10 protein-coding genes are annotated in these 12173 nt (G+C 62.5%); 7 read left to right on the forward strand and 3 right to left on the reverse strand.

Going from position 1 to position 12173, the window contains the following annotated elements:
* Positions 1-44 precede the first annotated feature (44 nt).
* Positions 45-2015 carry an AMP-binding protein gene (locus tag AADW22_RS00285; RefSeq protein WP_407474005.1) on the reverse strand — a complete coding sequence of 657 codons (1971 nt, stop codon included), beginning with the start codon at positions 2013-2015 and terminating at the stop codon, positions 45-47.
* A 205-nt stretch (positions 2016-2220) separates the two neighbouring features.
* On the opposite strand from AADW22_RS00285, the gene AADW22_RS00290 reads away from it, so the two are divergent.
* From AADW22_RS00290 to AADW22_RS00305, 4 genes are all read left to right on the forward strand, one after another.
* Positions 2221-4131: a PAS-domain containing protein gene (locus tag AADW22_RS00290; protein WP_407474006.1), complete on the forward strand. Its 1911-nt coding sequence runs from the start codon at positions 2221-2223 to the stop codon at positions 4129-4131.
* Positions 4128-4829 carry a response regulator transcription factor gene (locus AADW22_RS00295; RefSeq protein WP_005850190.1) on the forward strand — a complete coding sequence of 234 codons (702 nt, stop codon included), beginning with the start codon at positions 4128-4130 and terminating at the stop codon, positions 4827-4829. Before AADW22_RS00290 ends, AADW22_RS00295 begins: the two co-directional genes overlap by 4 nt.
* Positions 4820-5290 carry a GNAT family N-acetyltransferase gene (locus tag AADW22_RS00300; RefSeq protein ID WP_407474007.1) on the forward strand — a complete coding sequence of 157 codons (471 nt, stop codon included), beginning with the start codon at positions 4820-4822 and terminating at the stop codon, positions 5288-5290. Before AADW22_RS00295 ends, AADW22_RS00300 begins: the two co-directional genes overlap by 10 nt.
* A 106-nt stretch (positions 5291-5396) precedes the next feature.
* The gene (locus AADW22_RS00305) at positions 5397-5624 is read left to right on the forward strand and encodes a WGR domain-containing protein (protein WP_005850193.1); all 228 of its coding nucleotides are present in this window, start codon (positions 5397-5399) and stop codon (positions 5622-5624) included.
* On the opposite strand, the gene AADW22_RS00310 is transcribed toward AADW22_RS00305, so the two are convergent.
* Positions 5613-6818, reverse strand: coding sequence for a Zn-dependent hydrolase (locus AADW22_RS00310; protein ID WP_407474008.1), 1206 nt, complete (start codon positions 6816-6818; stop codon positions 5613-5615). The two genes, AADW22_RS00305 and AADW22_RS00310, sit on opposite strands and share 12 nt — an antisense overlap.
* Before the next feature lie 2 nt (positions 6819-6820).
* Positions 6821-9589: a formate dehydrogenase subunit alpha gene (gene fdhF, locus AADW22_RS00315; RefSeq protein ID WP_407474009.1), complete on the reverse strand. Its 2769-nt coding sequence runs from the start codon at positions 9587-9589 to the stop codon at positions 6821-6823.
* Between the two features lie 210 nt (positions 9590-9799).
* On the opposite strand from fdhF, the gene AADW22_RS00320 reads away from it, so the two are divergent.
* The 3 genes from AADW22_RS00320 to AADW22_RS00330 are packed head-to-tail and all read left to right on the forward strand — an operon-like array spanning position 9800 to position 12137.
* Positions 9800-10453 carry a histidine phosphatase family protein gene (locus AADW22_RS00320; RefSeq protein ID WP_005850200.1) on the forward strand — a complete coding sequence of 218 codons (654 nt, stop codon included), beginning with the start codon at positions 9800-9802 and terminating at the stop codon, positions 10451-10453.
* An 11-nt stretch (positions 10454-10464) separates the two neighbouring features.
* Positions 10465-11085: a glutathione S-transferase family protein gene (locus tag AADW22_RS00325; protein ID WP_407474010.1), complete on the forward strand. Its 621-nt coding sequence runs from the start codon at positions 10465-10467 to the stop codon at positions 11083-11085.
* The gene (locus AADW22_RS00330) at positions 11082-12137 is read left to right on the forward strand and encodes a saccharopine dehydrogenase (RefSeq protein WP_407474011.1); all 1056 of its coding nucleotides are present in this window, start codon (positions 11082-11084) and stop codon (positions 12135-12137) included. The genes AADW22_RS00325 and AADW22_RS00330 overlap by 4 nt, the downstream gene beginning before the upstream one ends.
* Positions 12138-12173: the final 36 nt, after the last annotated feature.

Consider the following 12173-nt stretch of genomic DNA (forward strand, 5'->3'; position numbering starts at 1 on the left):
CACTGCGCAACCGCAGCGCCCGCATGCTCCGCCTGATGTCATGCTCATTGCGCGGCCATCTTGCGGGTGTCTGCGAACACCTTGGCGTCGCGCACCTCCAGCGTGGCCGAGATCGACCCCTTGCGCCCGTCTTCATAGGTCACTTCAGTAACCGTGCTGACAGAGGGCGACCCGTCGTAGAGCGCGGTGATGATATCGTCGAACTTCTCGCCGATGACCTTGCGACGGACTTTGCGCGTGCGCGTCAGCTCTCCGTCGTCGGCATCAAGTTCCTTGTGCAGCACAACAAAGCGATGCACCTGACAGCCCGACAGCATTTCGTCTTCTGCGATAGAGGCGTTGACCTCTTCCACATGACTCTGGATCGTGTCCATCACCTGCGGATGCCGCGCCAGTTCCTGATAGGACGCATAGCCGATGTTGTTGCGCTCCGCCCAGTTTCCGACCGCGGTCAGGTCGATATTGATAAAGGCGGTGCATTCGTCGCGTCCGTTCCCGAATACCACCGCTTCAAGGATGTTGGGGAAGAACTTCAGCTTGTTTTCCACGTATTTCGGCGCGAACAGGCTGCCATTGGCCATTTTGCCAACGTCTTTGGCGCGGTCAATAATGCGCAGGTGCCCGGTGCCTTCCTCGATAAAGCCCGCGTCGCCCGTGGCGACCCAGCCTTCGGCATCCTTGGTATCGGCGGTACTTTCGGGGTTCTTGTAATATTCCACAAACACGCCGGGGCTGCGGTAGAAGACTTCGCCGTTCTCGGCGATCTTCAGCTCCACGCCGGGGCAGGTCACGCCGACCGTGTCACTGCGCACTTCGCCATCGGGCTGCGCGGTGATGAAGACTGTGGCTTCGGTCTGGCCGTAAAGCTGTTTCAGGTTGATCCCGAGCGAGCGGTAGAAATCGAAGATCTCGGGCCCGATCGCCTCGCCCGCGGTATAGCCGACGCGCACGCGGCTGAGGCCGAGCGTGTTTTTCAGCGGGCCATAGATCATCAGCTCGCCCAAGGCGTATTTCGCACGGTCCATCGCGCCGACGGATTTACCGTCCAGAATGGCGGGGCCCACCTTGCGCGCATGGGCCATGAATTTGTCGAACAGCCACTTTTTGAAACGGCTCGCGTCTTCCATCCGGATCATCACCGATGTCAGCTGGGTTTCGAACACGCGCGGTGGGGCGAAATAATAGGTCGGGCCGATCTCGCGCAGGTCCACATGCATCGTGTCCGCGCTTTCAGGGCAGTTCGTGCAGAAGCCTGTCCACAGCGCCTGCCCGACGGAAAAGATGAAATCCCCCACCCAGGCCATCGGCAGATAGGCCAGAATATCGTCCGTCTGACGCAGCTTGTCGAACGCGGAAGAGGATTTGGCCGTCTCGATAATATTGCGATTGCTCAGCACCACACCTTTGGGCTTGCCCGTGGTGCCAGAGGTATAAAGCATGACGCCCGTGCTGTCGTAGTCCAGCTTGGCCTGACGCGCTTCAAGCTCTTTGATGTGCGTGTCGCGGGCCTTGCGGCCCATGTCCTGGACGGCGCTATACTGGTCCAGCGCGGCGTGGTCGTATTTGCGCAATCCGCGTGGATCAAGATAGATCATGCGCTCGAACTGGGTCAGCTGATCCTGAACGTCCAGCACCTTGTCGACCTGTTCCTGATCACCGGCGACCACAAAACGCGCGCCACAATGATCCAGCACATAGGCCATCTCTTCTGCGTTGGCGTCCTGATACAGCGGCACAGGCACGGCACCGACCATCTCTGCGGCCATCATGGCCCAATACAGATAGGGACGGTTGCGGCCGATGATGGCGATAAAGTCACCCTCGTTCGCGCCAAGCTCCAGCAGGCCAAGCGCAAGCGCTTCTACCTCGTCGCGGGTCTGTGCCCACGTCCAGCTTTGCCAGATGCCATATTCCTTTTCGCGATACGCAGGCGCGTTCGCAAATTGCTTTGCATTACGATGCAGCAGCGCCGGAACCGATTGCGGTCCGTCGGCGCTCACGAGCGTGTGAGCCAAATGTCTTCCTCCCAAACCCTGCTCTTTTTCGGCAGGTCGATCGCTGGTGCGATTCTGATGTCACACCATGATGTTGACCTGATGCTCTGCGTCAACTTTTACCTAATGATTTCTCAATTCTAACGAATTGTAACAGGCGTGATTTCCCAAGGTTGCGCTTGGCGGCGCTGTGGGGATGGTGCAGTCTGCCGCGGGGGGAGGCTGCATGCAGATCGACGATCACCAGACAAAACTCATGACGGCTGCTGGGCTGAACCTGATCGCGCAAGCGCTGACGATCTATGACGCGGATTTGCGGCTGGTGCTGTGTAATGCACCGTTCCAGCAGATGTTCGACCTCCCCAAAGCGCTGGTCACCCCCGGTGCGAGCTTTCAGGAAACGATCACCCTGCTGGCACAGTTGGGTGAATACGGTGACGTGGACGACGTGGCGCGTTTTGTGGCCGAAAGGGTGGAACAGGCGCGCGCGTTTGAACCCCATTATATGGAACGTACCCGCGCCAATGGCCGCACCATCTCGGTCGAAGGTTCCCCCCTGCCCCAAGGCGGCTGGGTCACCGTCTACACCGACATCACCCGCACCAAACAGCAAGAGGCCCTGCTGCGCGCCCGGTCTGATGCTCTGTCGGGGCAGGTGCTGGCCCACGCCGAAGAACTGTCAGCCACCAACCGCGAACTTGCCGCGATGAACACCGCGCTGGAAGAGGCAAAACGCCAGCTCACCCTGTCTGAAGCCCGCACGCGGCTGACCACAGAAATGATGCCGGCCCATATTGCCCATGTGGATGCAAACGCCTGTTACACCTATTCAAACCGGCGGTTGGCCTCTGTCATGCCGGGGCGGCGCGCGGATCTGATCGGCCGCCATATCGCAGAGGTTCTGGGGCAGCAGGCCTACGACTCTATTGCCCCCTCGCTCACCCAAGCCTTTGCCGGAAAGCCGTCGGTGATCGAATTCACGGACGAGATGAGCGCCCGGCGCATCCGCGGAGCCTTTACCCCCGATACAAACGGCGGGGTCTATATCCTGTCGATGGATGTGACCGAGGAAACCCAGAACCGTGTCGCCCTGCAGCAGACCCGACGACGCGAAATCGCGGCGCAGGTGATCTCGGGGCTGGCGCATGATTTTTCCAACCTGCTGACGATCATCCTTGGCCTCCAGTCCCGGCTAGGTCGGCTGGACGGCCAACCGGCAGAGGCCGCCCCCCTCATCGAAGGCACCCTTGCCGCGGCGCGTCGGGGCGGCACGTTGCTTAGCTCTATTGCCGATATGACGGGCGCGCGCACGTTGCGTCCGACCGCGACCCATATCCCGCGGCTGCTGGAAGATCTGACCCTGATCGCGCGCCCCACCCTGCCCAAGGGCATGACGCTAAGCATCGACAACCAGATGGGTGACACCCCCGTACTGCTGGACAGCGGTCTGGTGCAGGACGGGCTGTTGAACCTGATCCTGAACGCCCGCGATGCCTGCGGGGCCGCGGGGGCGATCTCGCTCGAAGTGCGACAGGTCCATGACACATGGATCGAATGGGTCTTGCGCGATACCGGCCCCGGATTCTCGCCCTCGGCGCTGGAACACGGGTTTGATCCGTTTTTTACCACCAAAGGGGCCGAAGGATCGGGGCTGGGGCTGCCGATGGTCTATGACATGGTGAAATCGGCGGGGGGCGATCTGCGCCTTGGCAATACGGCCCATGGCGCGCAGGTGACCATGCGGCTGCCCTACCGCCCCGCCGTGGCTGCCACCACCGGACTGGTTCTGCTGGTCGAAGACGCCGATGACCTGCGCGCGCTGGTGCGAGACATGTTGATGGGGCTGGGCCATTCCGTGATCGAAGCCGCCAGCGCGGATGAAGCCACCGCCCTGCTGGCCGATCTGCCCGACATCGCGCTGATCCTGTCCGACATCCAGCTTATGGGCGAGGCGACGGGGCTGGACCTTGCCAAACGCCTACCCGCCGATGCGCCGCCGCTGGTATTGATGACCTCGCTACCGCCCGATGATGCCCAGTTTCTTGAGGCGCAAACCCTTGCCCCTGTGCTGCGCAAACCCTTCGAGATTGCGGATCTGACCGCGCTGATTGCCCCGAAAGAGAGTGCCGCCCAATGACCCGCCCCCTCGTCACCATTCTGGACGATGAACCAGAAATCCGCACGCTTCTCGCCGACGCTTTAGAGGAAGCGGGCTTTGACACGCTGTCGTTCAGCCGCGCCCGCGCGTTCGAGGCCGCCTTGGCGACCCACACCCCCGATGTCTGTCTGGTGGACCTGTCCCTGCCGGATTCAGACGGGCTGACGCTGGTGCATCGACTGGCGCTGGAACAAGGGGCCATCGTGATCATCATCTCGGGCCGCGCACAGGTGCAGGACCGCGTCACGGGGCTGGAACTTGGCGCGGATGACTACATCATCAAGCCCTTTGATCCGGCAGAGGTCGTCGCCCGTATCCGTGCCCGTCTGCGCAGCGCCAAACCCACGCCGCAAGCCGGCACCGTCGCCGCGTTCAGCGGGTGGAAGGCGCATTTCGACCGCTACGCGCTTGAGGATGAAAGCGGCGTCGAAACCCCCTTCTCCCATGCGGAGGGGGAGGTGCTGCGCCTGTTTCTGGACGCGCCCAAACGTCTGCTCAGCCGCGCGCAGATGCAGTCGAGCCTTGGCGGCGTCGCCTCTGAAAGCTTTGACAGGGCGATGGACGTGCGGATTTCGCGGCTGCGGACCAAACTGCGCGAAGACCCCAAAAACCCGCAGTTGATCAAGACGATCTATGGCGCGGGCTACATCTTTCTGGGCGACGTCACATGGAGCTGACCCCCCGTCGCATCAGCGGTGGCAGCCCCCATCTGGGCGACGTGCTGCATCTGATGCGCGACTGCTTTGCCTATATGGAGGGGCGCATTGACCCGCCAAGCTCGCTTGGCCAAAGCACTTTGCCTTCGCTGCAAGCCACGGCGGATAGAGATGAAATCTGGGCAATCGGCGCGCCGCCCGTGGCCTGTGTGGTGCTGAGCGTGAAACCGGCGGTTCTTTATCTGAGCAAGCTCTGCGTCGCCCCCAGCCACCAGCGACTGGGGCTGGCACGCCATCTGATCACCCACGCCGAGAGCCGTGCCCGTGCCCTGCACCTTGGCCAGCTGGAACTGCAAACGCGGGTGGAGCTGTTGGACAACCACGCCACCTTTCGCGCGCTTGGCTTTCACGAATATGCCCGCACAGCGCACGCGGGGTTTGACCGCCCCACCAGCATCACCCTGCGCAAAACCGTCGCCTGAGCTACGCGGTGCCACCTGCCGCCACAGATGGCGCCGCTGTCTTTTCTGCCTCGGGTGCTGCCGTTTTTTATTGCGCGCCTGCCCCTTGGCCCGCTAGATTCTACCCATGATCGAATGCTTGCTGTACAGGACCAACCCCGCCCAGAGACGGCTGTTCTATCGCGTCGAAATCGCGATGAACCTGTTCAGCGAAGTCTCTGTCCTGCGCGAATGGGGCGTCGCAGGTGGCCAGCCCAAAGCGGTGATCCAGTGTTTCGGCAACCTGCGCGAGGCGTCAAAAATGGCGGACCGCTATCGCACACGGGCCGAGCGTCGCGGCTATCTACGTCACTGACCCCAGCCGCGTCACAGCGCGGGCAAGCACCTGAACACCGGCCAGCAGATCGGCCTCGCTCGTGTCTTCCTCGAAATTATGGGACAGCCCCCCGATCGACGGCACAAACAGCATCGCCACCGGCATCTTGCGCGACACATTGGTCGCGTCATGCAGCGCCCCTGACGGCATCTTGCGCCAGCTGCCCGGCGCGACCTCTTCCGCGCCGGCTTCCAGCGCGGAGCGCAGGGCCGGGTTCATCGCGACGGGTTCCAGCCCCAGCATTGTGCCAAAGCTGACCGCCAGCCCCTGCTGGGCCGCGATCTCGGTGGCGGTGTCGCGGATGATCTGTTCCATCCGGCCCAGACGGTCCGCATCCGCATCTCGCCACTGCATCGAAAACACCGCACGCCCCGGCACGATAGAGGATGCATTTGGATGCAGCGTGACATGGCCGATGGTCCAGACGGTCTGCGGTGTGACGACATTGCGCAGCCGGTCATTCAACGCGGCATTGAAGGCAGAGACCGCCTGAAACGCGTCCCGCCGTAGGTGCATCGGTGTGGTGCCCGCATGGTTCTGCTGCCCGTCAAAGGTGATCTTCATGTCGCGGATGCCGACGATATCGGTGACCACGCCAATCTGTTCGCCGCTGGTATCCAGCGTCGGCCCCTGTTCGATATGCAACTCGACGAAGCCGGTGAACAGATCGGGCGACACCTCGCCCGTGACCAGATGCGCCACGGCCTGACGCGCGTCGCCAAGGGTCACGCCCGCATGATCGGTCAGCGCATCGGCGGCGGCCTGATCCAGATGCCCACCCCAAACGGCGCTGCCCGTGGTGACGCCAAACCGCCCCTCTTCATCCTGAAACGACACGACAGAGATCGCGGGGCCGCCGGCCTCGGCTGCGGCGCGGGCGACCTCGAGCGCGGCAATCACGCCCAGCGCGCCGTCGAGCCATCCGCCTTCGGGCTGGCTATCGGAATGTGACCCCATCAATAGCGACGGCCCATCTGCCAAGCCGAAAAGATTGCCCATCTGGTCCATCTCGACCCGCAAACCGGCATCGCGCATCTGATCGGCCAGCCAGTCCCGCGCGGCGACATCGGCGTCGCTATAGGCCGGGCGGATCACCCCTTTGCCCACCCCTGCTGCGCCGAACGAACGCAATTTGTGAAGGTCGGCGAGAAAGCGGTCGAGGTTGATCTGCATGGTTACTCCGCGGGTTGGGGGGCTGTTGCGGCCTCTACTTTCACGGCCGAGAATTTAAACTCGGGGATTTTTCCATAGGGGTCAACCGCTGGATTTGTCAGGATATTTGCCGCCGCTTCGACATAGGCAAAGGGCAGAAACACCATATCGGGCGACACGGCGCGGTCTTCGCGCGCCATCAGTTCGATCGACCCGCGCTTGGTCGTGAGCCGGATATAGGCCCCCGGCTCTACCCCCAGCTTGCGTAAGGTAGACGGGTGGAGCGAACAGTTCGCCTCGGGCTCTAGCCCATCAAGCACATAGGACCGCCGCGTCATCGACCCCGTGTGCCAATGTTCAAGCTGCCGGCCCGTGGTCAGGATCATCGGATAGTCTTCATCCGGCGCGTCGTCAGGCGCGATGATGCTGGCGGGGGTAAACCGTGCGCGCCCGTCCTGTCGGGGGAAGCCATCGGCAAAGACAATCGCCTGCCCCGGATCGGTGGGGCTGGTGGACGGGTAGGTCACCGCCCCTTCGCTCTCTAACCGGTCCCAAGTGATGTTATTGAGCGACGACATATTCAGCTTCATCTCGGCGAAAACCTCGCTCGGGTCGGTATAGGTCCAGCCCAGCCCCAGACGTTTGGCCAGTTCAACCTCGATCCACCAATCCTCTTTCGCATCGCCGGGCGGCGGCACCGCGGGGCGGCCCATCTGCACCTGTCGGTTGGTATTGGTCACCGTGCCGGATTTTTCCGCAAAGGCGCTGGCGGGCAGGATCACATCGGCAAAATTCGCGGTCTCGGTCAGGAAGATATCCTGCACCACCAGATGATCGAGCTTGGCCAGCGCATCGCGGGCGTGTTCCACATCGGGGTCCGACATCGCCGGGTTTTCACCCAGCACATAGAGGCTGCGAATATCCCCGTCATGCACCGCGTCCATAATCTCGGTCACGGTGAGGCCCTTCTTGTCGCTGAAATCGCTGCTTTGCCACACCTCGGTAAAGGCAGAGCGGACGCCATCATCGGACACCGGCTGGTAATCGGGCAGGAACATCGGGATCAGCCCCGCGTCAGATGCGCCCTGCACGTTGTTCTGCCCCCGCAACGGGTGCAGCCCCGCGCCGGGACGCCCGATCTGCCCCGTCATCAACGCAAGCGAGATCAGGCAGCGCGAATTATCGGTGCCGTGGATGTGCTGCGAAATGCCCATCCCCCAGAAAATCATCGCCGCATTCGCCCCCGCAAAGGTCCGTGCCACATCGCGCAGCACCTCCGCGTCGATGCCGCAGATCTTGGACATCTTTTCAGGGGTGAAGGTTTTCAGGTGGGCTTTCTCGATCTCCCAGTTTTCGGTGTAGGCTTCGATATACTGTTGGTCGTACAGCTTTTCCTCGACGATCACATGCATGATGGCGTTCAGCATCGACACATCGGTGCCGGGGCGGAATTGCAGCATATGCGACGCATGCCGCTTCAGCGCCTGGCCGCGCGGGTCCATCACGATCAGCTTGCCGCCGCGCTTGGCGAACTGTTTGAAGAAGGTCGCCGCGACGGGGTGGTTCTCGGTCGGGTTCGCGCCGATCACAATCGCAACATCGGCGTTTTCGATCTGGTTGAAGGTCGCGGTGACCGCACCGGATCCGACATTCTCCATCAGCGCGGCCACTGACGAGGCATGACACAGCCGCGTGCAGTGATCTACGTTGTTGTGACCAAAGCCCTGCCGGATAATCTTTTGAAACAGGTAGGCTTCCTCGTTCGTGCATTTCGCTGATCCAAAGCCCGCCACACCCGCGCCGCCGATCTTTTTCATACCGCCCGCAGCGAAATCCAGCGCCTCGTCCCAGGTGGCTTCGCGGAAGTGGGTTTGCCAGTTGTCCGGGTCCACGTTCAGCCCCTTGGGCGGGGCGTCCTTGCGACGGATCAGCGGTTTGGTCAGACGATGGGGATGGTGGATATAGTCAAAACCAAAGCGCCCCTTGACGCACAGCCGCCCTTCGTTCGCGGGACCGTTGATGCCCTCGACGTATTTGATCTTGCCGTCCTTGACCTTCAGCGACACCTGACAGCCCACACCGCAGAACGGGCAGATGCTGTCGACTTCGCTATCAAAGTCGGCGCTGTCGCCCACCTGCGCGTCATCGACAACCGTGGCGGGCATCAGCGCCCCCGTCGGGCAGGCCTGCACACATTCACCGCAGGCCACACAAGAGGACGCGCCCATCGGGTCGGCCATGTCGAACACCGGATAGCTGTCATGCCCGCGACCGGCCATCCCGATCACATCATTGACCTGCACCTCGCGGCAGGCGCGCACACACAGATTGCACTGGATACAGGCATCAAGGTTCACACGCATCGCCACATGGCTGTCGTCGAGCAACGGGATGCGCCCCTCTTCCAGCTTGGGGAAGCGGCTTTCCGAGATACCTTCCATTGCGGCCATGTCCCACAGATGGCTGGATTTATCGTGGGCGACTTCGGGGGCGGGCTGATCGGTGACCAGCAGTTCCATCACCATCTTGCGGGCATTTTCGGCGCGCGCGTTGTTGGTGGTGACGACCATACCGTCGCTCGGTTCGCGCAGGCAGGAGGCGGCCAGCACGCGTTCGCCTTCGATCTCGACCATACAGGCACGGCAGTTGCCATCGGGGCGATACCCCGGCTCCGGCGTGAAACACAGATGCGGGATTTTCAGACCGCGCACATTGGCGATTTCCCAGATCGTCAACCCGGTGTCGGCCTCGACCTCTTCGCCGTCGAGCGTGAATTTTACCTTATCCGCCATGGGGAACCCTCCTGTACCGCCCCGCAGTATAGGCAGGGCACGAATGCGACGGCAGTCATATTCCCGACACCCTGCCCCGTTTTTGCGCCACCGGCGTTTCCGATACGCGACGCGGGGGGCCGCCTGCAAAAAATCGACATGCGAGGGGCGGGCAGGCTTTCCACCCGCGCATGGCTTGCCTATCAATGGCGCAACAGAAAAAGGCGCGCTATGTCCCACATTACCCTCATCCGTCACGGTCAGGCAAATTCCCAGGCCAAGGACGAAATCAGCTATGACAAGCTAAGCCCGCTTGGCCACGAACAGGCTGCGTGGCTGGGCGACCACCTGCGCCAGTCCGAAACCCACCACACGCGGCTGTATACCGGCACGCTGCGCCGCCATATCGAGACGGCAGAGGGGATGAACACCGGGCTTGAACCGATACGCGACGCGCGGCTGAACGAGCTTGAGTATTTCACCCTCGCCACCATGATGGAGCAGCAGCACGGCATCCCTTTCCCCACGGAACAGGGCGGGTTCACCAACCACCTGCCGCTGGTGTTCGAGACGTGGAAAAGCGACAGGCTCGAAAACCCGCCCGAGAGCTACGCCAATTTCGAAGGGCGCATCAAATCCGTGCTATCAGAGATATCGGACGGGGACGGGCCGGCGCTGGTCGTGACCTCTGGGGGGCTGATCTCGATGGTGATGGCACAGGCGATGGGGCTGGGCATTCCGGCCATGTCGCGCATCGCGCTGGCGATCATGCACACGTCGATGCACCGGCTGTTCCCCATTGGCGGCCACTGGTCGCCGGTGCTGTTCAACGCGGTGCCCCATCTGGATACCCCCGCACGCCGTGTCGCGCAGACCCATATCTGAAAGGCAAAACGATGCTTACGCTTTATTACACGCCCGGAACCATCTCTGTCGCGGTGGCGATTGCCATCGAAGAAGCCGCCCTGCCCTATCAACCGGTGCGCGTCGATTTCGCCACGGCAGAGCAGACGAAACCCGAATATCTGGCGATCAATCCCAAGGGACGCGTGCCTGCGCTGCGACTTGAGGATGATACGATCCTGACCGAGACCGGTGCGCTGCTGGACTATGTCGCTGCCATTGCGCCCAAAGCCGGGCTGGTCCCCACGGACCCGACCGCCGCCGCACAGATGCGCAGCGCGATGTACTACCTCGCCTCGACCATGCATGTCGCCCATGCCCACAAGATGCGCGGATCGCGGTGGGCCAAACAACAATCCAGCTTCGAGGATATGACGGCTCAGGTGCCCGAAACCATGGCTGCCTGTGCCGATTTTGTCGAAAGCGATATCCTGCGTGGGCCCTATGTGTTGGGCGAGGATTTCAGCCTTGCCGATCCCTATCTGTTCGTCGTGTGCAACTGGCTTGAGGGCGACGGCGTGGATACGGCGGCCTACCCCAAGATCACGACATTCATGCAGCAGATGACCGCCCGCGCCAGCGTGGCAGCGGTGAAAGACAAGGGGATGCTATGACCGCGCCACATCTATGGGTCCGCGCCGAACAGCGCGACAATGAAACCCGCGTCGGCATCACGCCCGAAGGGGTTACCGCGTTGATGGCGCAGGGGTTTCGCGTCACCGTCGAAGCCTCGGACAGCCGCGTGATCGCGACCGATGCCTATGCGGCCACGGGCTGCACCATCGCCCCACAGAACAGCTGGCCCGACGCGCCCGCCGATGCGATCATCTTTGGCCTGAAGGAACTGCCAGAGGACGGCACACCGCTGGTGCACCGGCACATCATGTTCGGTCACGCCTACAAGGGCCAATCAGCGGGGCGTATCCTGTTGCAACGTTTCAAGGCGGGCGGCGGCACCTTGCTGGACCTTGAGTATCTGACCGACGAGACCGGCCGACGCGTCGCCGCCTTTGGCTATTGGGCAGGGTTCGCGGGCGCGGCGGTGGCCGTCAAATGCTGGGGCGCCCAAACCCGTGGGCAAGCTGTCGCCCCCATCACCCCCTACCCCAACGCCGATGCGCTGACCCGCGACCTCGCGGCAGAGATCGACGGGCTCGCCACGCCCGACGCGCTGGTCATCGGCGCACTTGGTCGGGTGGGCAGCGGTGCCGCCGATCTTTGCGGCCGTCTGGGGATCAAGGTCACCGGATGGGATATGAAGGAGACCGCCCACGGCGGCCCCTTCCCCGAGATTTTGCAGCATGTGCTGTTTTTCAACTGCATTCTGGCGGGGCCGCAGACACCGGTTTTCGTGCCCAAAAGCGCGCTGGACAGGGATCGCGCGCTGCGGGTGATCGGCGATATCGCTTGCGATCCCGACAGCGACTTCAACCCCGTGCCGGTCTATGACCGCGCGACCACATGGGAAGAGCCCGCGTTACGCGTGCATGACACCCCACCTCTAGATGTCACCGCGATCGACAACCTGCCGTCGATGCTGCCGTTGGAAAGCTCTGAAGACTACGCCGCGCAGCTGCTGCCGACGCTCTCGGCACTGGCGGAAGATGCCTCGCCGGTCTGGGCGCGGGCTCGTGCGCTGTTCGAAGAACACAGCGCCGCCGTGTGACGCGATCAGACCGGGCGGATCACGCGCCCGATCCGG

This window comes from Sulfitobacter sp. PM12 (assembly GCF_045586035.1).
Classification (GTDB): Bacteria; Pseudomonadota; Alphaproteobacteria; order Rhodobacterales; family Rhodobacteraceae; genus Sulfitobacter; species Sulfitobacter pontiacus.

Excerpts from the sequence above, each read along its gene's own strand:
- AADW22_RS00300 (WP_407474007.1), top strand. The coding sequence starts at position 4,820 with ATGGAGCTGACCCCCCGTCGCATCAGCGGTGGCAGCCCCCATCTGGGC.
- fdhF (WP_407474009.1), bottom strand. The coding sequence starts at position 9,589 with ATGGCGGATAAGGTAAAATTCACGCTCGACGGCGAAGAGGTCGAGGCC.
- AADW22_RS00290 (WP_407474006.1), top strand. The coding sequence starts at position 2,221 with ATGCAGATCGACGATCACCAGACAAAACTCATGACGGCTGCTGGGCTG.
- AADW22_RS00305 (WP_005850193.1), top strand. The coding sequence starts at position 5,397 with ATGATCGAATGCTTGCTGTACAGGACCAACCCCGCCCAGAGACGGCTG.
- AADW22_RS00325 (WP_407474010.1), top strand. The coding sequence starts at position 10,465 with ATGCTTACGCTTTATTACACGCCCGGAACCATCTCTGTCGCGGTGGCG.
- AADW22_RS00310 (WP_407474008.1), bottom strand. The coding sequence starts at position 6,818 with ATGCAGATCAACCTCGACCGCTTTCTCGCCGACCTTCACAAATTGCGT.
- AADW22_RS00330 (WP_407474011.1), top strand. The coding sequence starts at position 11,082 with ATGACCGCGCCACATCTATGGGTCCGCGCCGAACAGCGCGACAATGAA.
- AADW22_RS00320 (WP_005850200.1), top strand. The coding sequence starts at position 9,800 with ATGTCCCACATTACCCTCATCCGTCACGGTCAGGCAAATTCCCAGGCC.
- AADW22_RS00295 (WP_005850190.1), top strand. The coding sequence starts at position 4,128 with ATGACCCGCCCCCTCGTCACCATTCTGGACGATGAACCAGAAATCCGC.